Raw genomic sequence first — 22,009 nt, 5'->3', positions numbered from 1 at the left:
GTAAGTCGCCGTCAGGCGAAACCGCCAGCCGCCGCACCGAAACCTTCGGATATTCACACCAGACAAACCAAGGCATGGTCGGCCCAGAGGCCGCCAAGACAACCCGAGCGAGAAAATGTTAGCGTGCTTGCAATCAAGCCCCGACGAGCCCAAGCCCAATGAAAAAAACAGTCCTGGCCTTCAGCCGCATCACCCCGCCCATGATCGAACGCCTGCAAGAAGAATTCGACGTCATCGTCCCCAACCCCAAGACCGGTGACATCAACGCCCAGTTCAACGAAGCCCTGCCCCACGCCCACGGCCTCATCGGCGTCGGCCGCAAACTCGGCCGCGCACAACTGGAAAGCGCAACAAAACTCGAAGTGGTTTCGAGCGTCTCGGTCGGCTACGACAACTACGACCTCGACTACTTCAACGAACGCGGGATCATGCTCACCAACACCCCCGACGTGCTCACCGAAAGCACCGCCGACCTCGCTTTCGCCCTGATCATGAGCAGCGCCCGCCGCGTCGCCGAACTCGACGCCTGGACCAAGGCCGGCCAATGGCAGGCCAGCGTCGGCGCCCCGCTGTTCGGCACTGATGTGCACGGCAAGACCCTCGGCATCGTCGGCATGGGCAACATTGGCGCCGCCGTCGCCCGCCGTGGTCGTTTCGGCTTCAACATGCCGATCATCTACAGCGGCAACAGCCGCAAGACCGAACTGGAACAGGAGCTCGGCGCACAGTTCCGCAGCCTCGATGAGCTGCTGGCCGAAGCCGATTTTGTCTGCCTGGTAGTGCCACTGAGCGACAAGACCCGTCACCTGATCAGCCATCGCGAACTGGCGCTGATGAAGCCGAGCGCGATCCTGGTCAACATCTCGCGCGGCCCGGTGGTCGACGAACCGGCACTGATCGAAGCCCTGCAAAACAACCGCATCCGTGGCGCCGGGCTGGACGTCTATGAAAAAGAACCGCTGGCCGAATCGCCGCTGTTCCAATTGAAGAACGCCGTGACCCTGCCGCACATCGGCTCGGCCACCACCGAGACCCGCGAAGCCATGGCCAATCGCGCCCTGGCCAACCTGCGCAGCGCCCTCCTCGGCGAACGGCCGCAGGATCTGGTCAACCCGCAAGTCTGGCGCGGCTGAAAAAAAGGCCGGCGCAACATTGCGCCGGCCTTCACCTTACATAACTTGCAACCGAACAAAAACGCCGGACCCAGCAACAGCAATATAAGCTCTCGCAACTTATCAACTTATTGATTAATTGCCATGGAGAGCCAATCCCGTGAAAACCCTGACCACCGACAAACTCATTCGTTACAGCAAAGTCATCTTGATGGCTTATATAAGTTTCTTTGGCTTGCTGGTGATGATTCATAACTTCACTGACTATGAGTCCAACTACACTTACGTTGCACATATCCTGAGCATGGACACCACCAACGCCAGTGAAAACATCATGTACCGCGCGATCGATTCGCCGATGATCCATCACCGGATCTACTGGTTCATCATCACCATGGAAGTCACCTATACCGTGCTTTGCCTGATCGGTACTTACCAGTTGTATCGCTACATCGATGCATCGCCAGCGGCATTCCATGAAGCCAAGAAGTTTTCGATCATGGGCATATTGGTCGCCATCTTCATTTATTACGTTTGTCTACAAACTGTAGGTGTCGAGTGGTTCGATATGGACACTTCGCTATCATGGAATGCCAAGGACTGGGCGAGGCATATTGTCGACTTCATCTTCCCGGTGATGATCTACATCACTTTGAAAGTTGAGCGCTGAAACCCAGCGCTCGCTTTATCAAGCCAACTTCCCTTGACCCGCAGACAACAGCACTTTCGGTTTACGAAACACCAACACGTTGCCCAACATCACCAAGACCAGCCCGACCAGCGCCGGTGCGGTCCATTGATAACCTTCGGCAAACGCCGACACGTTCAGGGCCACCACAGGGAACAGCACCGTGCAGTAAGCCGCCCGCTCCGGGCCCATGCGCCCGACCAGCGTCAGGTACGCAGTGAAGCCAATCACCGAGCCGGGAATCACTAGATACAACAGCGCACCGACATAACGCGGCGACCAGTCCATGGCGAAGGGGATGCCGTTGAACAGACACCACACCGTCAGCATCGCCGCGCCGTAGGCCATGCCCCAGGCGTTGGTGGTCAGCGGTCGCAATCCCGCTTTCTGTTGCAGACTCGAGAGCATATTGCCGGCGGAAAAACACAATGTGCCGCATAACGCCAATCCAAGGCCGAGCAGGGTTTGCGGGCTGGCTTGATGCCCGGCCAGTTCCGGCCAGAACAACAGCCCCAGACCCGACAGCCCCAACGCACCGCCCAGCAACACATTGCGCGCAATGCGCTGGCCGAAGAACACCCGCGCATTCAGCGCGTTCCACAACGTTGCCGTAGAAAACACCACCGCCACCAGACCGCTGGGTATCCACTGGCTGGCCGTCAGAAAGCACATGAAGTTCACACAGAACAGACAGAGTCCTTGGGCCACACAGATCAAGTGGCCTCGGCGGTTCATCGGTTGCAGGCGTCGGCTGAGCAGCAACAACGCAAACAACACCAACGCGGCGAGGCCGAAGCGATAGACAATCGACACCGGGATTTCGACCACGCCCAATTGCCATTTCAAGGCAATCCAGGTGGTGCCCCAGATCAGCACGGTCAGCAGGTACAACGACAGGTTCATGGCACACACTCCTTAAACAGGCCTTGAGTGTCTGCCTCGGGCAGCCTTCGACGCTTGCACAATCTTGCGCTTTTGTCTGGCGGCAGGCTGGCAGGGCGGCGTCTACGGAGTAGGATGCAAGGCGTTGGAGAGAACCGAACATGGCCGCTATCGATACCCTGCAAGTCTTTCAAGCCCTCAACCGCTCGCCGAATGCACGCCTTGTGCACAGCGCCGAGCTCGGTGACGGCATGTCTGCGGCCTTGTGGACCAACCACCACGATGCCCAGGAATACGAAGCGCCAAGTCATCACACGCTGTCGTGCTACGTCGCCGGCGGCACCGGCACATTCCGTCGTGGCCAGCCGGGCCGCAAAGGCGGGCCGGACAAGCTGTGCATCCTGCCGGCCGATCATGAATCGGGCTGGGTGATCAATGGCGATATCCGTCTGGCGCACCTGTATTTCAGCGCCGAACAATTCGCCCTCGGTTGCGTCACTTTGCTCGATCGCGAACCGCGCGAGATGCAATTACGCGAGCAGACCTTTCTCGAAGATCCGCAGCAGGCGCAGCGCTTCCGGCAATTGCTGAATCTGAACTGGCAAGAGCCGGCCGAGCGCTTGCTGACCAGCAGCCTCGCCCATGAATTGATCAGCCACACCTTGCTCAGCCAAGTCGGTGCGCGCCAGGGCCTGCGCCTCAAGGGCGGGCTGGCGCCGCACCAGCGCCGACAACTGGTGGAGTTCATCGACAACCAGTTGGCCGAGCCGATCAGCCTCGGGCAACTGGCCGGGCTGTGTGCGCTTTCGGAATATCACTTTGCGCGGATGTTCCGCGTCAGCTTCGGGCTACCGCCGCACCAGTACGTGCTGGCGCGGCGCTTGAGCCGGGCGCGGGAATTGTTGCGCGGCACGGCGCTGCCGCTGGGCGAGATCGCGCTGGCGTGCGGGTTTGCCAGTGCGAGCCATTTTACTAATCGGTTCAGGCAGGTTTTGGGTGGGACGCCGGGCGAGTATCGGCAGGCTTTTTTGCGTTGAGCCCTCTTCCCCTCACCCCAGCCCTCTCCCAGAGGGAGAGGGGGCCGACCGAGGTGTCTCGCACTGTACGTCGACCTGAAACACCGAATCGATTATAGATTCAAAGCAACACGTTCAAGTCGGTGTACCTCTGGAATATCCCACGGTCAGTCCCCTCTCCCTCCGGGAGAGGGAGAGGGGGCCGACCGAGGTGTCTTGCGGTGTACATCGACCTGAAAAATCGCATCGATTATGGATTCCAAGCATTACTTTCAGGTCGGTGTATCTCTCGAATATCCCACGGTCAGTCCCCTCTCCCTCCGGGAGAGGGCTAGGGTGAGGGGCTTTTGATCTTGCCTCAAAACTCCAGAGTGCTGGAAAGCGAAACCTGCCGCGAATCCCCCATCGACACAAAGAAGCGGCTCGCCGACGAGGTGTAATAGGTGCGATCAAACAGGTTCTTCACGTTCAACTGAAACTTGACCTTCTGCCCTTCAACCATGGTGTCGTAAGTGGCAAACGCATCCGCCACGGTGTAGCTCGGCAGGTCAAAATCATTCACCGCGTTGCCGGCACGCTCGCCGACGTACCGCACCCCTGCCCCGACACGCAGTTGATCGCCGCCAAACACATTGCCGAAGTCATACACCGCCGACAGCGAGCCGGAATTCTTCGCTACGTTTTGCAGGCGCTTGCCTTTGTATTCCGGGTCTTCGGTGACTTCGGCATCGGTATAGGCATAGCTGCCGATCAGGTTCCAGTGCTCGCTGAGCTGCCCGCTCAGGTCAACTTCCAGCCCGCGTGAACGCACCTCGCCTGCCGCACTGTAAATCGTCGTCGGGCCTTCGGAATTGGCCACCAGCACGTTGCGTTTCTTGATGTCGAACAACGCGATATTGCCGGTGATGCTGCCCGGCATATCCAGCCGCGCACCCAGCTCCCACGACTTGGCTTCCTCCGGCGCGATGCTACCGTCGAGCACGGTACTGCTGCCGCTCAGCGGGGCGATGGTCGAGTTAGGTTTGAACGATTCGGTGTAGCTGCCGTAGAACGACAGCGCGTCGGTGTAGCGATACACCAGCCCTGCGCGCGGCACCCACTTCTGCCCATTGCTGTCGGTATTGGCCTTGAACGGCACGCCTTTGCCGGCGTACTGGTCGTACTCCTGAAAACGGCCGCCGGCGACCAGAATCCACTGCTCGTTGAGGTGAATCGAATCCTGCAGGAACAGCGAATCGCTGCGCAGCTTATCCGTCTGCGCGCTGTCGGGCGCACTCACCGTAGTGCCCATCACTTCGCGACCATACACCGGGTTGAGATAGCTGAACGTGGTCAGGCTTTTCTGCCGGATCAGATCCTCGCGGTAGATCTTGCGGTATTCGTCATCAACGCCGAATACCAGATCATGCTGCATGCCCAGCACATTCACTTTGCCTTCGAGGCTGGCGGTGGTGAAACGATCGGTGCTGATCGCATTCTGGGTGCCGTCCATGCTGCGGGTCAGTGTGCCTTTGTTGGTGTCGATCGCCGTCACGCGTACCTGGCTGGCGTCGTAGGTTTCACGGTTCCAGCTGTAGCCGAAGTGAGCTTTCCAGTCGTCGTTGAGTTCGTGGTCGGCTTCGAAATGGTAGAGGTCCGAGCGCCCTTCCATGTCGTTGAACGGCTCATCGAGACGCTGCTTGCGCGAGATATCGAGCGGATGATTGGTGCGCGGATCGATCAAGGTGCCACGGTCGAAGGGGGTGAGAAACTCGCGGTGCTCGTAGGCGAACAACAGCTTGGTGCGCTCGCCGTACCAGGCCAGCGACGGTGCGATCAGCGTCTCGCGATGGGTGCCGAAGTTGCGCCAGTAATCTTCGTCTTCATGATCGACGACCATGCGATAGGCGAAGCCGGAATCGCCCAGCGCCCCGGTGCTGTCGAAGGCGCCACCGCTGCCGTTCTTGCCGTCACCGTAGGTCGAACCGCGCACGGTCACGGCGTTGTACTGGGTCAGTTCCGGCTTCTTGCTGACCAGGTTGACCACACCACCCGGATCCTGAATCCCGTAGAGCAACGAGGCCGGGCCCTTGAGCACTTCGACGCGATCCACGGTCGCGTTCATGCCACGGCCCTGCACCAGCGGCATGCCGTCGCGCATGATCGAGCCGTTGCGATTGTCGCCGAAGCCGCGAGTCATCACCGAGTCCTGGGTACTGCCCAAGGTGTTGCCCTGGGTGATGCCGCTGACATTGGCCAGCGCGTCGTCGAGATTGCGCGGCGCCTGATCGCGAATGACCTGCGCCGGGATGACATTGACCGTCTGTGGGATTTCTTGCAGCGACGCCGATGAGCGCATCACCGAACTGGTTTCCGGCGGCTGATAGCTCATCGATTCGTCGCGCGTGGACGTGATGGTGGTGGCGCCGAGATTGAGCGCGCCTGCGGTCGGCATCGGCTCCAGCGCCAGGGTATGACTGTCGGTGCGGCGAAAGCTCAAGCCGGAGTTGCCGAGCAGGCGATGCAGGGCCTGTTCGGCGCTCATCTGGCCGTTGACTGCCGGGGCATTGAGACCGTACGGCGCTTCGTCGGTGTAGACCACGCTCTGCCCGGTCACGCGGCTGAAATCGCTCAGGGCCTGCGGCAACGGTTTGGCGGCGAGGGCAAAATTGAATTGCTGTTGCGCCTGATTGCTCACCGCTTCTGTCGCCAGCGCGATACTCATCGGCAGCAATGCCAACGCGGAAAAACTCAACGCAGACATGCCCAACCACTGTTTGACCGAACCGGATTTTGCCCTGGACTTCATTGCTCAATGACCTGTGTAGAACCGCAACGGATGCGAATGGCTCGCAGTTTCAGTCACTACACGGATGGGGCTCGGGGTTACCTCACCTTTAATTTGAAAATATTTTTCGGGGAATTTGTTGCCTGGGCTGACGCCTTCGCGAGCAGGCTCGCTCCCACCTTTGGAATGCGTACCCTGTGGGAGCGAGCCTGCTCGCGAAGAGGCCGGCAGCCTCAGCGCAAAATAATCAGCTGCCCCAACACCCGATGCTGCTCAAACCCCAACACCCCCTGCAGCGAATTGAGCACCGCTTGCGGATCCTTGCTCGGGAAACTGCCGCTGACCTTGCGCGCCGCCAGCTCATCGTTGAGCAGCACAATCCGCCCCGGGTAATAGCGGCGCAGATCCTCGACGACATCGGCCAGCGTGGTCTTGTAGTAAGTCAGCCAACCCTGACGCCAGGCCAGTTGCGCTTCACTGTCCACGGCATGCAGTTTTTCCGCAGTGCCGTCGGCATAAGCAACTTGCTGGCCGGCCGTGAGAATCTGTTGTTGGCCATGCTCATCCGCCGTCACCGCGACACGTCCGGACAATACCGTCACTTGCGCGCCGTGGAGTTGCCGGCGTACTTCGAACTGCGTGCCGAGCACCCGCGCCTCGCCCTGCTCCGCCGCCACCACAAACGGATCGCCAGTGTGAGTGACGCTGAAGAAAGCAGCGCCTCTGATCAATTTCACGCGGCGCTGGCCATGACTGAAATCCACAACAATCGCGCTGTCGGCATCCAGCGTCACTTGCGTCTGATCGGCCAGTGTCGCCGTGCGAATTTCCCCTGGTGCCGAGACATGATCGGCGCGCAGATCGTCGAGCCAGCGTTGCGCCTGCCACCCCGTGCCGAGGCTGATCATCAACAGCAGACACGCGGCCAGCGCCAGTGCTCCAGACCAACGCAACATCAGCGAACGACGCGGGGCATCCATCGCCCGCAGATAACCTTGCAGCGCGAACGCATCTTCATCGGCCAGCGTGCGCGCGGGGCTTTCGCTGAGTTCCCAGATCACCTGCGCCTGCGCATACGCTTGGGCATGGGCCGGGTCGGCGCGCAGCCATTGGCTGAAGGTCAGTTGATCGCCAGTGCTCGGGCGGTCGTGCAACAGGCTCAGCCAGGCCAGCGCGGCCTGCTCCTGGGCCGGCGTCGGTGTGATCGGATCGGATGGCTTCACGGTGCTTTCCCTGGCAGGCGTGGCGCGGGGTCGCGCAGGCTGGCCTTGCAGGCCTCGAGGGCGCGCATCATATGTTTTTCCACGGCACTTTGGGACAGGCCCATGGCCTTGGCGATCTCAGCGTACTTGCGCCCGTGAATGCGATTGAGCAGAAAGATCTGCCGGGTACGCTCGGGCAAGGCGCGCAATGCTGCTTCGACGTGACGCAGATCATTGCCGGCTTCGAGGGCGGCCTGGGGTTCGCTGCCATGGCTGTCGGGTTCGTCCGGCTGCCAGCCTTCATTGACTCGCGTGCGCGTGCCTTCGCTGCGCAGATGGTCGATGGCGATGTTGCCGGCGCAGCGCAGCAGATAAGTGCTGAGCTCTTCGACCTGCACCAGCGGCCGCCGCCAGAAGCGCAAAAACAGATCCTGGACCAGATCCGCCGCCGTCGCCCGACAACCGACGCGCCGATTCACCAGCGCCTCCATTTGCGCACGCTGGGACAGAAACACCTGAAGAAAATGCGCACGCGCGCCACGCGCTTCATCGTCACGCGATTCCGGTGGCAGACCGATCAGCACTTCAGCACTGCGCCCAGGCGGCGACCGGGCTGGCCAACAGGCTCAAGCCGGCCAGGGCCATGGCCAGACGCGGGCGATACGGCAGCAACAGCACTAATGCCAAAGCGCTGAGCATCAGCACCGCGAACCAGTCGACCAGACCGAAACTCCAGCCACTGGCCGCGACCGCCGCCCACAGCGAAAGCGCCAGCAACAGCCATCCCGCCAGCGCCAGACCCTGACGGCGGCGCGTCGACGGTTTGGCGCCGAGCAATTCGGCGTGATGACGTGGCATCGACAGGCACAACGCGGTGAAGCCGGCATAGGTGAGCAACAGGGCCAGCAGCATCAGTTGGCCCCCTGTTCGACTGTGATCGAGCGAGGCGAAGAACTTGCTTTGCGAACGCTGACGGAGTCGCCCGTACGCTGCATCTTGCGCGCAGCCCAGCCGAGAAAAAGCCCCGTCGCCAGACACGTCAGATCAAGTCCGGCCAGTGCCCAGTCGCGCTGCATCAGGGTCGCGCCAAGATTCCACGGTGTGGTCAGCGCATTGATCAGCGGCACCGCGATAAACAGCGCGGCGCCGAGCGTCAGCTGTTCGATCCACGCCTTGCGCCCCGGACGCAACACGGCGTGCACCACACTCAGACCCCAGGCTATGAAGAACGCATTCACTTCCCAATCGGCCCGCCCCGCCAGACTCACCGGCAACAGTCGATTGGCCAAAAAGAACACCGCCACCGCCGATACCAGGCCGGCCATGCTGGCGATATTAAGCACCTCGACCAGGCGCAGTTCGAACGGCAGCGCCGCGCTTTTCACGTGCTTGAGCTGCCGCTTGCCGAGCCAGATCACCAGCCCGGTGCCAATCATCGCCGTGCCAGCCAGTCCGCAAATGAAATACAGCCAGCGCAACAGCGGCCCGGCGAAATGCCCCATGTGCAGACCATAAAACGCGCCACCCACCGCCATCGCCATCGGTTGATCGGGGGTACTGCTCAGAAGCTGTCCGGTGACGCCGTTGAAGGTCACCGCCCGGCCGAAATCATGCACCACCCGATCGCCCGCGCGGGACAGCACCACCGTAGCGCTGGCATCGCCCGGATTGCTCACCGACAGGCGCGCGGTGTGGCCGCCCGACCACTGCTCGCTGGCCTTGGCCAGTAGCGGCGCCATGGCGGTCAGCGGTGCGGCGACATCGGCGCGCTCGGGCGTCTTCGAGGCGGGAAAGACTTCGTCGTAGAACTTGCGCACGTCGCTGCCGTAAGAGGCAACGATGCTCGCCGGCATAACCATCGACATGAAAATCACCAGGCTGCTGTAAGTGATCATCAAATGAAACGGCAGCACCAGCACGCCCACGGCGTTATGCCCGTCGAGCCAGGAACGCTGGCCCTTGCGCGGGCGGAAGGTGAAGAAGTCCTTGAAGATTTTCTTGTGGGTGATGATGCCGCTGATCAACGCAACGAACATCACCATTGCGGCTATAGTCGCCAGCCAGCGCCCCCACGGGTAAGGCATCTGCAACTGGAAGTGGAAACGGTAAAAGAACTCGCCGCCCATGCTTTCGCGGCCCTGCACCTCGGCCCCGGTCTGAGCGTCGAGAGTTCGGGATTCGAAGCGGCCGCGCTCGCCGGGTTTGCCCGGCGCCTGCTGCCAGCGCACCGTCAGGCCGGGGTCGCGGGCATTGGGCAAATCGATCAGCCAGCGCGAGGCACCGGCGGCGTGTTGTTGCAGATAATCTTGCGCCAGCGCCAGGCTCGCTTCGCTATCAAGCGAATGTGCAGCGATTTCCGGCTGCATCCAGTGGCTGATTTCATCTTTGAAATAAGCGAGCGTGCCGGTGAGAAAAATCGCGAACAGCAACCAGCCGAACACCAGCCCGGCCCAGGTGTGCAGCCAGGCCATCGCCTGCCGGAAGCCCTCTTTCATGCCAGCCCCAGACCGCGCGCGGCACCGGAAACGGTGGCGAGAATCACGCTCGGCACCAACAGGCCGACCCACGCCGACCACGCGCTGCGGCAGGCAAAACACCAGAGCACCGCGACCAGATAGACCAGAAAGGACACGGTCATGCCAGTGACCACCGCTTCGGCGCGGTTCAGCGGCAGCCACAACGTCAGGGTGACACTGGCCAGCGCCGCGACCAGATAGCCGCCGAAAATCGCCGCCAGCACTCGCGAAGTGACGGCCAGACGATAGGACATGGGAAGGGTGGCGAGTTTGCCTTTCATGTTTCGACCCTGAAACGGAAACGTTCGGCCGACAAGCCGAATCTACAGGCGAGCAATATTAATGATAAATATTCTCATACGCAAAAGCATCTGATTGCCGGACACTCTCGCCAGCCTCTACAATGCGAACCGTTCTTGTTCTCTAATGCACGTTCTCTACGCAAGTTTTGCGTCCGGAGTGATTTCGTTGCCGCCCGCCCATCCCGTCGAATCGCTCTACCATGCTCATCACAGCTGGCTCACCGGCTGGTTGCGGCGCAAGCTCGGCTGCCCGGACAGCGCGGCGGATCTGGCTCAGGACACGTTCATCAAGGTGCTGACCGCCCGCGAACCACCGATGATCATCGAACCGCGCGCCTTTCTCACCACTTTGGCCAAGCGCGTGCTGTTCAATCATTACCGGCGCCAGGATGTGGAACGCGCCTACCTCGAGACACTGGCGCAGATGCCTGAGATGGTTGCGCCGTCGGAAGAGCACAAAGCGATCATCCTGCAGACGTTGATCGAACTCGATGAGCTGCTCGACGGCTTGCCGCGCCAGGTCAAACGCGCCTTTCTGCTCGCGCAGGTCGATGGTCTGACTTATCCACAGATCGCCGCAGAACTGGGCATCTCAGTGGCCACGGTCAAACGCCATCTGAACAAAGCGGCCATGCGCTGCTATTTCGCCCTGTGAATCGCGCGCCGGACTTCTCTGCGCAAGTCGCCGAACAGGCGGTGCACTGGTTGCTGGAAATGCAGCAGGGCACCCTCACCCCGCGCCAGCAGCAGGCCTGGCAACAATGGCTGGATGCGCACAGCGAACACCGCCGGGCGTGGGAACACATGCAACGGGTCAACCAGCGCTTGCGCGGCGTTTCGTCGCCGTTGGCCCACGCGGCGTTGAACGGACCGAAGTCCGGCAGCCGCCGTCAGGCGTTGAAAATGTTGCTGATTCTCGGTGCCGGCTCAGCGGCGACCTGGGGCATGCGCGAGCACACGCCGTTGCCGTCGCTGCTCGCCGATTACCGCACGCCGGTGGGCCAGCGGCGCAAGATCGGCTTGGGCGGTGCCGATTCGTTACAGCTCAATACCGCAAGTTCCGTCGATGTCGATGACGCGCAGCGTACGATTCGTCTGCTCGAGGGCGAAATGCTGTTGAGCGCTGCAAATCCGTTCGAGATACGCACGGCACACGGCGTGCTGAAAAGCCAAGGTGCGCGCGTCAATGTGCGGCAGTTTGCCGATCGCACGCAGATCGCCCTGTTCGAAGGACGAGTCGAACTCATCGCCAGCCAGCGCGCGCCCCTGCTGCTGCCGGTCGCGCGGCAGTTGAGTTTTACTGCCAGCTCCGTCAGCGCGGCCAAACCACTGGACGCCAACAGTGGTGCGTGGACTGACGGCATGCTGGTCGCCGCCCATATGCGCCTCGGCGACTTCCTCGAAGAGCTTGGCCGCTACCGGCGCGGGCAGCTGCGGTGCGACAGCCAGGTTGCCGATTTGCTGATTTCCGGGACGTATCCACTGGATGACAGCGAGCGGATTCTCGACCTGTTGCAGATCAGTCTGCCGGTCAGAGTGAAGCGCTTTACCCGTTATTGGGTGAGCGTCGAAGCGCGGGTGTAAAAAAACGCCAAAACCATGAGCCGTTTTTCAGATCTGGCGTGACAGAGAAGGAAAGCCCCCTTGATTCCACCTTCTCAGGATCATCCACATGCAGCCCACCCGCCTTACCCCACTGGCCCGCAGCCTGCGCAATCTTCTGCTCGGCGCCAGCCTGAGTTTCACCGCCTTGCCCGCTGCGCTGGGCGCCGAAACCAAGGTTTATCACATCGCCCCGGCGTCGCTGGAAACCGCGCTGAACCAGTTTGGCCGTGAAGCCGGCGTGCTGATTTCCTTTGGCTCGCAAGTCACCAGCGGTGTGCAGAGCCGGGGTCTGGAGGGCAATTACACGATGCAACAAGGCCTCGATGCCCTGCTCGAAGGCACCGGCCTGCAAGCCCGCGCCGAAGGCGACAATGCCTTCAGCCTGCAACCGCTGGCTGACGCGGCGCTGGAGCTGGGCACCTCGACCGTAGTCGGCGACTGGCTCGGCGATGCGGCGCAGATCAATGTCTTCGAACACCCCGGGGCACGTGATGTGATCCGCCGCGAAGAATTCGAACGCCAGGGCGCGACCCAGGCCCGCGATGTGCTCAACCGCATCCCCGGTGTGAATGCGCCGGAGAACAACGGCACCGGCAGCCACGACATGGCGCTGAACTTCGGCATTCGTGGCTTGAATCCACGCCTGGCCGCGCGCTCGACAGTATTGATGGACGGCATCCCGGTACCGTTCGCGCCGTATGGTCAGCCGCAGTTGTCGTTCGCGCCGATCAGCATGGGCAACATGGATGCGGTGGACGTGGTGCGTGGCGGCGGTGCGGTACGTTACGGCCCGCAGAACGTCGGCGGCGTGGTCAACTTCGTGACCCGGGCGATTCCGGACGAGCCAACGGTCAAGGGTGGTTTCCAGACTGAAACCAGCCCATCGTCGAGCCACGACGGTTTCAAGACCAGCGCCAATCTGCTGGCCGGCGGCACCAACGCCAACGGCCTCGGTGGTGCGCTGTTGTACTCCGGCACCCGTGGCGGTGACTGGCGCGAACACAGCGACACCGAGATCGACGACCTGATCCTCAAGGGCAAATATCAGCTCGACGAAGCCAACAGCTTCAACGCCATGGCCCAGTATTACGAAGGCAAGGCCGACATGCCCGGTGGTCTCAACGTCGCCGATTACGATGCCGATCCGTATCAATCGACGCGGCCGAAAGATCAGTTCTGGGGGCGCCGCACGATGTTCAACTTCGGCTATCGCTATCAGGAAGATCGCCGCGAATTCACCGCCAACACCTTCTTCACCAAAACCCTGCGCAGCGGTTATCTGGATCAGGGCACATTCCTTTCGCTGTCGCCGCGCGAGTACTGGGTACGTGGCCTGGAAACCCGTTTCGCCCAAGGCTTCGACCTCGGTCCGAGCAGTCACGAAGTCGGCGTCGGCTATCGCTACATCAACGAGGCCGGCCACGAACTGCGTTATCGCACGCCGATCAGCGCCAACGAATACCCAACCACCAGCAGCCGCAACGACCGCGACACTCGCGGTGGTACCGAGGCCAACGCGTTCTTCGTCGATGACCGCATCGACATCGGCAAATGGACCATCACCCCGGGCGTGCGCTACGAGATGATCGAGTCGCAACAGACCAACAACCTGACCAACGTCAAATACAAGGGCGACTACAACACCGCGCTGCCGGCGCTGAACGTGCTCTATCACCTCACCGACAGCTGGAATCTGTATGCCAACACCGAAGGCTCGTTCGGCAGCGTGCAATACAGCCAGATGCCCAACCGCGTGAGCAGCGGCGAGGTGAAACCGGAAAAGGCCCGCACCTGGGAACTCGGCACGCGCTATGACAACGGTGCCCTGCGCGCGGAGATCGGCGCATTCCTGATCAACTTCGACAACCAGTACGAAAGCAACCAGACCAACGACTCGGTGATCGCTCGCGGCGAAACCCGCCATCAGGGCATCGAGACCAGCGTCAATTACGCGCTCGACGACTTGAGCCCGGCGCTGGCCGGTTTCGATGTCTACGCCAGTTATGCCTATGTCGACGCCACCATCCGCGAGGACGGGCCGAACAAAGGCAACCGCGTGCCGTTTTCCTCCAAGCACAAAGGCACGATTGGCGTCGGTTATACCGAAGGGCCATGGAAGATGAATCTGGACAGCAGCTTCCAGAGCGACCAGTTCGCCGACAACGCCAACACTTCGAAAGAAAGCGCCGATGGCAGCACCGGCAAGATCCCCGGCTACATGCTGTTCAGCAGCCGCGCCGGGTATGACTTCGGCCCGCAGTTGTCTGATCTGAATGTAGCGGTGGGGGTGAAGAACATCTTCAACACGCAGTACTTCACACGCTCGTTCGATGACAACAACAAGGGCAAGTACGTGGGTGAGCCGCGGACGGTTTATGTGCAGACGACGGTGGCGTTCTGACCGCAGCCCATTGAAGATCAAAAGCCCCTCACCCTAACCCTCTCCCAGAGGGAGAGGGGACTGACCGAGGTGTATTTACGATTTACGCTCGCCTGCAATATCGAGCCGAACGCTGGACTTGAAAACAACCGGAATCGGCCCCCTCTCCCAGAGGGTGAGGGACTGACCGAGGTGTATTTACGATTTACGCTCGCCTGCAATATCGAGCCGAACGCTGGACTTGAAAACAACCGGAATCGGCCCCCTCTCCCAGAGGGTGAGGGACTGACCGAGGTGTATTTACGATTTACGCTCGCCTGCAATATCGAGCCGAACGCTGGACTTGAAAACAACCGGATCGACTCCCTCTCCCTCGGGAGAGGGCTGGGGTGAGGGGCTACGGTCTTAAACCCTGCGAGCAATCACCAACACCACAAACAAAAAAACGGGCCTGCATCAGCAGGCCCGTTCTCCTTGTGTGACTTGTGAAATCAGCGCATCAACTGTTGATCGCTGCCTGTTCATTCTCGTCAAATTCTTCCGCCAACAGCTTGTCGTTGGCCTTGCCAGTAAATGGCACTACAGCGGCGCGTGGTTTACCTCGCAGTTTGCCGAACAGATGATCCAGTTTGTGCTCCAGTTTCTCGGCGGCACCGTCGATCGCCTGTTCCAGCGAATCGGCTTTGTGGGTCACGGAAATCGGTTGGTGGCCTTTTGGCCGCGCTTCCAGTTGGCAGCGCAAGTCATGGGGACCTGGTTTCTCGCCGTTCTCGTCGCTCAGGTGGACTTCGACACGGGTCAGGTCTTCTTCATAACGGTCGAGCGTGCTCTCAATAGTTGTACGTACCCACTCCTCCAGTCGCTTACTGCTTTGAATATGGTTATCGCTGTTGACTTGGATTTGCATAGTTCATCCCTTATTTCAGCTAGCTCGCTGGAGGCCTTGAAGTGAATTTCCTGACCTCCTGGTTACAACAATCGGCCCGAGCGGCGAACATTTCAACCCCTGAAAAAAGAAAAATATTCATTCGCAAAAAAAGCCGGACAACCGAGCGAGGCGCTGTTAATGTCGGGAGTTGGGTCGACCCGCTCCGCAGAAAAATCTGCTCACATCTGCTGCTCGTTCAGCGGGTGCAAACTGCGAAAAATCCCCGCCTCCTCCACCAGCCAGTCGTGCACAGCGCGCACGCCCGGATGGCTCAACGCCCCCGGTGCATACAGCAGCACATAGCGTTTATGGTTGGGCACCGACAAGCCGAACGGCACGATCAAAGTGCCGCGCTCCAGCTCATCGTTGAGCAACGTGCGCCGGGCAATCGCCACGCCCATGCCAGCGATCGCCGCTTCGATGGTCAGATGATTGCGGTTGAACGTGTGGCCGCGCCGCACATCGGCGCCGTCGAAGCCGATCGCATTCAAATAGAACTCCCATTCCGCGTACTCGTAACTGCCACGCCAGGCGGTGATGTCGTGCAGCAACGGGAAATGCACCAGATCGGCCGGCCCGTGCAACGGCGGGCGCCCACGCAACAGGCTCGGCGCGCACACCGGGAAAATCTGCTCGTCGAGCAAGGCTGTGGATAACAATCCTGGGTAACTGCCATCGTTAAGGTCGATGGCCAGATCGAAATCGCCCTCATGCAGTGGCACGCTGCTGTCCTCGGCCACCAGGCGCAACTGGATATCCGGAAAGCGTTGCTGCAAGCGCGGCAGGCGCGGAGTCAGCCACTTGCCAAGAAACGACGGGATCGAGCGCAACCGCAGAGTCCCGCTGATCATCCCGGCGTCCAGCCGGCGCAATTCCGCATCGATGCTGCCATAGGCTTCATTGACGGTAATCGCCAGCCGCTGCCCCTGTGCACTCAACTCAACGCCGCGCGCGCGCCGATGAAACAGGCGAAAGCCCAGGCGCTCTTCCAATTGGCGAATCTGCTGGCTGACCGCGCCCGGGGTGATGTGCAGCTCTTCGGCACAACGGGTGAACGACAGGTGCCGCGCGGCACAGGCAAACACCTGCAGCCAGACATAGGTCTGGGCATGCAATTGACGACTCATTGTTTAGTCCTGCTAAAGGCTGTCTTAGGAGGTTTCGTTGGTCACCTCGAACCGAGGCAGGCAGTATCGCCGACATTGCGCTTGTCCGACAAAAAATGGCAGCGATTCCTACTCCATTGCTTGTAAGGGTTTAGCATGGCTATCAGTGTTTTCGATCTATTCAAAGTGGGCATCGGCCCGTCCAGTTCCCATACCGTCGGTCCGATGCGTGCAGCGGCGACCTTTGCCCAGGCTCTGATCGATCAGCATCTGCTCAATGATGTGCGACGTGTGCAGATCCGCCTGTACGGTTCGCTCTCGGCCACCGGCGTCGGCCACGCCACTGACCGCGCGACGGTCATGGGCCTGATGGGCGAGTGGCCGGACAGCATCGATCCTTCGACCATCGATCCACGCATCCAGCAACTGCGCGAAACCGGGCAACTGTCCCTCGCCGGTCAACGTTCAATTGCGTTTGACTGGCAGAGCGATCTGCTGCTGCTCGACGAGAGCCTGCCCTACCATCCCAATGCGATGTCGCTGAGCGCCTTTGGCGAAAGCGCCGAGCTGTTCACGCAAACCTATTACTCGGTGGGCGGCGGTTTCATCGTCGAAGCGGCTGAAGCGGAGTCCGGTTTAACGCCCGCAAGTGACATAGTGTTGCCGTACGACTTTTCCAGCGCCGCCGAGCTGCTTGCCCTGTGCAAACAACATAATCTGCGCGTGTCCGAACTGATGATGGCCAACGAGCGCGCCTGGCGCAGCGATGCCGAGATTCGCCAAGGCCTGTTGCACATCTGGTCAGTAATGCGTGAGTGCGTCGAACAAGGTTTGCGCCACGAAGGCATCCTGCCCGGCGGTCTGAAAGTACCGCGTCGCGCGGCAAAACTGCATCGCAGCCTGTTGGAAATCGGCAAACCGAATGTGATCAGCTCGACCCTGTCGGCGATGGAATGGGTCAACCTGTTCGCCCTCGCCGTCAACGAAGAAAACGCAGCCGGCGGGCGCATGGTCACCGCGCCGACCAATGGCGCCGCCGGGATCATTCCGGCGGTTCTGCACTACTACATGAAATTCAATCCGGATGCGTCTGACGATGATGTCGTCGCGTTCTTTCTCGGCGCAGCCGCTGTCGGGATTTTGTGCAAGAAAAACGCCTCCATCTCCGGTGCCGAGGTCGGCTGTCAGGGCGAAGTCGGTTCGGCTTGCGCCATGGCCGCCGCCGGCCTGGCCGACGTCCTTGGTGCGACACCGGAGCAACTGGAGAACGCTGCCGAAATCGGCCTGGAACACAACCTCGGCCTGACCTGCGATCCGGTCGGTGGTCTGGTGCAAGTGCCGTGCATCGAGCGCAATGCCATCGCGGCGGTGAAGGCGATCAACGCCACGCAAATGGCCCTGCGCGGCGACGGCAATCACTTCATTTCCCTCGACCGGGTGATCCGCACCATGCGCGACACCGGCGCCGACATGCACGACAAATACAAGGAAACCTCGCGGGGCGGGCTGGCGGTGAACTGGGTGGAGTGCTGATCGGCCTGACTGCACTGTCAGCGATCATCAGCTCATTCCTGCCCTGAAAACGCGCCACAAAAAACGGCGAGCCCCGAGGCTCGCCGTTTTTTTCGCCGTGTTTATTGTTCGACAATTTTTCCGGCATGCCCCTTGCTACATCACCCTTGAGGCAAACGGACATTGCAAACCTCAGCGAACGAGATGCCAGTGGTCTGGTGTTGCGAACCAAATCGGATCATGGCCGGTCAACAACTGCACGTTCAATCAGGCGGTGACGCATCATGGACAACCCATTTCAAATCATTACCGATGCTTTCGCGCCGGACTATCAGATCAATCTGAGCATTCAGGGCCTGGACGGCAGCATCATGCTGACCCTGTCCAACGCCGGCCGCATCGTGGCCAAGCGCATGATCAGTGCCGAACAGCGCAACGATCCCGAGCGTTTGAAACGGCTGGTGCAAAGCATCCAGTTCGGCATCGCCATCGAACAGGGCCACAGCGCCATGTCGATTCTCGAAGCCATGACCAGCGGCGCCGGGCTCACCCCGCCACCGCCACGGGTCAAAGGCCAGCCCGGCCAGGCGGCGGGCCTTTAGAGCTCGCCCTTCTCCACTTCAGGATGTTCGCTGGAACCCGTACCGATCTTGCGCTGCGGGTTCTCGATCTTCACTGAGGGGAATTGCGACGAAGCGTAACGCACCACCAGGATCGCAAACGCCAGCAGCAGAATGCCGCCGCACAGGTAGATGATGCCCATGTCCGGCGGGTTGTGGTGCGAGACGTTGGAAATCAGCAAGCGCGTCAGCGCGGTGATCGCTACGTAAATCAGAAAGCGCACCGGCATATGGTTGGTCTTGAAATAAATCCCGACCATCGCGCCCAGTTCCAGATAGATGAACAGCAACAGAATGTCATCAATCTTGATGTGCCCGACTTCGAGCATGCCGAGGAACTCCATCACCGCCGCCCACGCCGTCACCGCACCGATGGCGAACAGCGCCAGATAGTGGAAGGTTTCGACGAACAGGTTGCCCAGGGACTCGGCCAGTTGATGCACGTTACGCCGCAGTTTCTCGGCCCAGTTTATTTTCACGATGAGTTTCCTTAGCCCGTTTCGGGCGGATGATGCGTATCGCACGTGACGGTTTTGCGCGCGCGCCTTGTTGCAACGGTTTTCATGCAGGTTCAGGGCCACGCATCATGGCGATCCGCCGCAAATCCCGCGCCGTGGCGTTTGGTCGCAGGCTCGCGGCTTTGCACATTCCCCGTGGGAGCGAGCCAGCTCGCGAACAGCAGCGACACGGCTCACTGACAAACGCCAAATCCGGTCTACATTGAAAAGCCACTACCCATGGCGCAGGGATTCGCTTATCCTTTTCGCTGTATATGGATACAGTAGTCGTCAAGACAACTTAACGTGAAGGCATGTGAGGTGGTGAATGGCCGTCGAAGTGGTATACCGCAGCAGCCGAGATCTGGAGCGCTTGTTCATGGATAAAGCCGAAGCTGATCGTCATGACAAAATGCTCGAACTGGCCGAATATCTGGCCGATGTGCTGCAAAAAGCCGTTCCGTCCCTGACCGAACAGCAAGTGGAAGAAGCCGGGATCTACATGGCGAAGAATCGTGATGTGTTCGCCCGGGCATTCAAGAGCCAGCCCGATGCGCTGTCGGAGCTGATCAATGCGCCGGCCGAGCCTGTCGAAAAAGCTGAAGCGGCAGAACCTGACGAGGCGCCGGCGAAGCCCGCCAAAGCAGCGAAAGCGCCGAAGTAATCAGAAAGATCGTCCGATCGCGGCCCGAGCCTTCGGCAGCTACTGCATTTCGAGTGCAGGAGCTGCCGAAGGCTGCGATCTTTTGCTTTCAGCGATACAAAACCTTTTCCGCCAACTCATCCGCCACCCGCGCCGGCGAACGTTTTTCCGCCTGAGCATGGGCGAAGACTTCGGTCAGCCGCGAACTGATTTTCGACAGATGCGCCGTAATCGTCGGCAACTCCTCGCCACGATGTTTAAGCGAAACGTAAATAAGCCCGCCGGCATTGATCACATAGTCCGGCGCATAAAGAATCCCGCGCCGTTCCAGTTGATCCGCCACATCCAGATGGGAAAGTTGATTGTTCGCCGAACCGGCCACAGCAGAACAGCGCAGTTGCGACACAGAGTGACTGTTGAGCACACCGCCCAACCCACAAGGCGCAAGAATGTCGCAAGGCGTGCTGAGCAATGCGTCGTTGGCGATCGGGTGAGCATTGAGCTGCTCCATCGCCAGTTGCACCTTGCCGTGGTCGATGTCACTGACCAGCAACTCGGCGCCGGCAGCGTGCAGTTGCTCGGCCAGTGCATAACCGACATTGCCAAGCCCCTGAATCGCGATGCGCAGGCCTTCGAGGTTGTCGCTGCCCAGACGCGCCATCGCCGTGGCGCGAATGCCGGTGAACACGCCCATGGCCGCGTGCGGTGCCGGATCGCCTGCCGAGGTGGTGCTGGTGACATGCCGGGTCTGCTGGGCAATGCAGTCCATGTCCGCCACTGAAGTGCCGCTATCGATGGCGGTGATGTAGTGACCGTCGAGCTGCTCGATGCAACGGCCGAAAGCCTCGAATAATGCGGCGCGATTCTCGACATGGGCCGGGCGCACGATCACCGCCACCCCGCCGCCCTGCGCAAGACCGGCCAGCGCCGCTTTGTAGCTCATGTTTTGCGCCAGGCGAATGGCGTCCTCGACCGCAGATTCGTCGTTGGGATAGGCAAGGTAACGGCAGCCGCCCAGGGCTGGCCCCAGGCGACTGTCATGAATGGCAATGACCGCCTTCAACCCGGTGACCGGGTCCACGCTCAAGTGCAGCGATTCCAGGCGAGTGCTTTGCATGAGAGCGAACATCGACAGGCTCCCGAATCACTTCTTGTAGAACGCCAGTATAGGCTTGCCCCCGAAAATTGCTGGCGCGCACCGGCATGAGCCGCCGAGCGGACAATGTTGCGCCGCTATAACTCGCGCTCAACGCGCCCGGCACTGGACGAACAACACGGACGGGGCTAAAACGAGGCATTGGAGGGAGATTCAGATGAGTGCGCGCCAACGCTTTTTCGAATGCCTGCATCGTTCACCGCCGGCCCTGCTGGAAGCTGCGCTGTGGATAAGTGCCGAGCACGACAAAACCCTCGAGCCCGAGGCATGGTTGCGCACCTTCAAGGATCTGCAACTACGCGTCAGCTATGGGCTGCCGATGCTGCCGGTCAGCGAACTGGCGCAACCGCTGTTGCGGCGCATGGTCGATCTCGGTTTCGCACAGGATGATTTCCTGCCGCTGCGCCCGCAGGCGGCGCTGCTGCATCGTGTGTTGCACACCCAGCGCGGTCAGCCGTTGGCATTGGCGTTGATCGCACTGGAACTGGCGCATGGCCTCGAGATTCCTTTGGTCGGGGTCAACTTCCCCGGGCATTTCCTGTTGCGGGTACCCGGCGCCGACCACTTGCTCGACCCTTGCGGCGGGCGACGCTTGTATCCCAACGACTGTCGCGAACTGTTGCAACGCCAATACGGGCCGAACATGCAGCTCAGCGCCGAGCATCTACTGACGGCCACGCCAGTGCAGATGCTGCAGCGTCTGTCACGCAATCTGCGCCAATTGCATCTGACCCACGACGATCACATCGCCGCGCTGATCGACGCAGAACGAGTGCTCGAACTGGGTGATGCGAAGGCCTCTGATTACATGGCCCGGGCCAGTCTGTATCAACGGCTGGATTGCCCGAACGCTGAACGCTTCGATCTGGAGCATGCGTTATTGCTCAGCGAAGACCCGATCCAGCGCCTGCGCCTGACCGAACGCCTCGGCCATCTGCCGCCCAACTCCGTCGTGCATTGACCGCTTTTTGCAGGTTTGCCCCCATCCTTGAGGCCCACACAAACCTGTGTGGGAGCGAGCCTGCTCGCGAAAGCGGTGTGTCAGCTGAATGAAAGGCCACTGACACGCCGTCTTCG

At 60.6% G+C, this 22,009-nt stretch carries 20 protein-coding genes and 1 pseudogene; 10 read left to right on the top strand and 11 right to left on the bottom strand.

All coding sequences use genetic code 11. The features are described from left to right. Positions 1-158: 158 nt before the first annotated feature. Positions 159-1,133 (top strand): 2-hydroxyacid dehydrogenase, encoded by a 975-nt coding sequence (locus tag V8J63_RS25495; RefSeq protein ID WP_130888890.1) that lies wholly within the window; start codon positions 159-161, stop codon positions 1,131-1,133. Positions 1,134-1,272: 139 nt separating this feature from the next. Further along, a complete protein-coding gene (locus tag V8J63_RS25490) occupies positions 1,273-1,782 on the top strand; it encodes a DUF2165 domain-containing protein (RefSeq protein ID WP_130888891.1) in 510 nt (169 codons plus the stop codon). An 18-nt stretch (positions 1,783-1,800) separates the two neighbouring features. Here the strand turns inward: V8J63_RS25490 and V8J63_RS25485 are convergent, their stop codons facing one another. Next, positions 1,801-2,703, bottom strand: coding sequence for a DMT family transporter (locus V8J63_RS25485; RefSeq protein ID WP_125927143.1), 903 nt, complete (start codon positions 2,701-2,703; stop codon positions 1,801-1,803). Positions 2,704-2,843: 140 nt separating this feature from the next. Here V8J63_RS25485 and V8J63_RS25480 point away from each other — a divergent pair, with 140 nt between their 5' ends. After that, positions 2,844-3,719 (top strand): helix-turn-helix domain-containing protein, encoded by an 876-nt coding sequence (locus V8J63_RS25480; RefSeq protein WP_024011665.1) that lies wholly within the window; start codon positions 2,844-2,846, stop codon positions 3,717-3,719. Between the two features lie 337 nt (positions 3,720-4,056). Here V8J63_RS25480 and V8J63_RS25475 read toward each other — a convergent pair whose 3' ends face one another. The 6 genes from V8J63_RS25475 to V8J63_RS25450 form a co-directional block, all read right to left on the bottom strand. Then, positions 4,057-6,486: a TonB-dependent siderophore receptor gene (locus V8J63_RS25475; protein WP_336464806.1), complete on the bottom strand. Its 2,430-nt coding sequence runs from the start codon at positions 6,484-6,486 to the stop codon at positions 4,057-4,059. Between the two features lie 212 nt (positions 6,487-6,698). Then, on the bottom strand, positions 6,699-7,688 hold the full coding sequence (locus tag V8J63_RS25470; protein ID WP_130888895.1) for a FecR family protein: 990 nt from the start codon (positions 7,686-7,688) through the stop codon (positions 6,699-6,701). Next, positions 7,685-8,251 carry an RNA polymerase sigma factor gene (locus tag V8J63_RS25465; RefSeq protein ID WP_016771621.1) on the bottom strand — a complete coding sequence of 189 codons (567 nt, stop codon included), beginning with the start codon at positions 8,249-8,251 and terminating at the stop codon, positions 7,685-7,687. The genes V8J63_RS25470 and V8J63_RS25465 overlap by 4 nt, the downstream gene beginning before the upstream one ends. 1 nt (position 8,252) lies before the next feature. Beyond that, the gene (locus tag V8J63_RS25460; protein ID WP_122610800.1) at positions 8,253-8,579 is read right to left on the bottom strand and encodes a DUF3325 domain-containing protein; all 327 of its coding nucleotides are present in this window, start codon (positions 8,577-8,579) and stop codon (positions 8,253-8,255) included. Further along, positions 8,579-10,162 carry a PepSY-associated TM helix domain-containing protein gene (locus V8J63_RS25455; protein WP_130888896.1) on the bottom strand — a complete coding sequence of 528 codons (1,584 nt, stop codon included), beginning with the start codon at positions 10,160-10,162 and terminating at the stop codon, positions 8,579-8,581. Before V8J63_RS25455 ends, V8J63_RS25460 begins: the two co-directional genes overlap by 1 nt. Continuing rightward, entirely contained in the window at positions 10,159-10,464 is a 306-nt protein-coding gene (locus tag V8J63_RS25450) for a DUF3649 domain-containing protein (RefSeq protein ID WP_041479671.1), read from the bottom strand. The genes V8J63_RS25455 and V8J63_RS25450 overlap by 4 nt, the downstream gene beginning before the upstream one ends. Before the next feature lie 145 nt (positions 10,465-10,609). Between V8J63_RS25450 and V8J63_RS25445 the strand changes: the two genes are divergently transcribed. From V8J63_RS25445 to fecA, 3 genes are all read left to right on the top strand, one after another. Next, the gene (locus tag V8J63_RS25445; protein WP_122881974.1) at positions 10,610-11,140 is read left to right on the top strand and encodes a sigma-70 family RNA polymerase sigma factor; all 531 of its coding nucleotides are present in this window, start codon (positions 10,610-10,612) and stop codon (positions 11,138-11,140) included. Beyond that, positions 11,137-12,069, top strand: coding sequence for a DUF4880 domain-containing protein (locus V8J63_RS25440; RefSeq protein WP_130888897.1), 933 nt, complete (start codon positions 11,137-11,139; stop codon positions 12,067-12,069). Before V8J63_RS25445 ends, V8J63_RS25440 begins: the two co-directional genes overlap by 4 nt. Positions 12,070-12,157: 88 nt before the next feature. Continuing rightward, on the top strand, positions 12,158-14,491 hold the full coding sequence (gene fecA / locus V8J63_RS25435; RefSeq protein WP_130888898.1) for a TonB-dependent Fe(3+) dicitrate receptor FecA: 2,334 nt from the start codon (positions 12,158-12,160) through the stop codon (positions 14,489-14,491). Between the two features lie 478 nt (positions 14,492-14,969). Here fecA and V8J63_RS25430 read toward each other — a convergent pair whose 3' ends face one another. Beyond that, the gene (locus V8J63_RS25430; protein WP_016771629.1) at positions 14,970-15,377 is read right to left on the bottom strand and encodes an HPF/RaiA family ribosome-associated protein; all 408 of its coding nucleotides are present in this window, start codon (positions 15,375-15,377) and stop codon (positions 14,970-14,972) included. Between the two features lie 200 nt (positions 15,378-15,577). Continuing rightward, positions 15,578-16,525, bottom strand: a complete 948-nt coding sequence (locus V8J63_RS25425; protein WP_130888939.1) for a LysR substrate-binding domain-containing protein — start codon at positions 16,523-16,525, stop codon at positions 15,578-15,580. 135 nt (positions 16,526-16,660) lie between these two features. Here V8J63_RS25425 and V8J63_RS25420 point away from each other — a divergent pair, with 135 nt between their 5' ends. Both V8J63_RS25420 and V8J63_RS25415 read left to right on the top strand, forming a co-directional pair. Then, positions 16,661-18,037 (top strand): L-serine ammonia-lyase, encoded by a 1,377-nt coding sequence (locus tag V8J63_RS25420; protein WP_125927133.1) that lies wholly within the window; start codon positions 16,661-16,663, stop codon positions 18,035-18,037. A 263-nt stretch (positions 18,038-18,300) separates the two neighbouring features. Next, positions 18,301-18,618 carry a DUF3509 domain-containing protein gene (locus tag V8J63_RS25415; RefSeq protein WP_016771632.1) on the top strand — a complete coding sequence of 106 codons (318 nt, stop codon included), beginning with the start codon at positions 18,301-18,303 and terminating at the stop codon, positions 18,616-18,618. Here V8J63_RS25415 and V8J63_RS25410 read toward each other — a convergent pair. Beyond that, the gene (locus V8J63_RS25410) at positions 18,615-19,115 is read right to left on the bottom strand and encodes a phosphate-starvation-inducible protein PsiE (protein WP_016771633.1); all 501 of its coding nucleotides are present in this window, start codon (positions 19,113-19,115) and stop codon (positions 18,615-18,617) included. The genes V8J63_RS25415 and V8J63_RS25410 overlap by 4 nt on opposite strands. 346 nt (positions 19,116-19,461) lie before the next feature. Here V8J63_RS25410 and V8J63_RS25405 point away from each other — a divergent pair. Then, positions 19,462-19,716, top strand: a pseudogene (locus V8J63_RS25405) (YebG family protein); the annotation flags it as partial. Between the two features lie 169 nt (positions 19,717-19,885). Here V8J63_RS25405 and V8J63_RS25400 read toward each other — a convergent pair. Continuing rightward, positions 19,886-20,905, bottom strand: a complete 1,020-nt coding sequence (locus tag V8J63_RS25400) for a Glu/Leu/Phe/Val dehydrogenase family protein (protein WP_130888940.1) — start codon at positions 20,903-20,905, stop codon at positions 19,886-19,888. Positions 20,906-21,089: 184 nt separating this feature from the next. Between V8J63_RS25400 and V8J63_RS25395 the strand changes: the two genes are divergently transcribed. Continuing rightward, entirely contained in the window at positions 21,090-21,893 is an 804-nt protein-coding gene (locus V8J63_RS25395) for a SirB1 family protein (RefSeq protein ID WP_024011653.1), read from the top strand. Positions 21,894-22,009 lie beyond the last annotated feature (116 nt).

The organism is Pseudomonas sp. CCNWLW23, from assembly GCF_037095675.1.
In the GTDB taxonomy this organism is placed as follows: domain Bacteria; phylum Pseudomonadota; class Gammaproteobacteria; order Pseudomonadales; family Pseudomonadaceae; genus Aquipseudomonas; species Aquipseudomonas atacamensis.
Note: the sequence above shows the minus strand (reverse complement) of the source record. Positions and strands in the feature narration are given on the sequence as shown.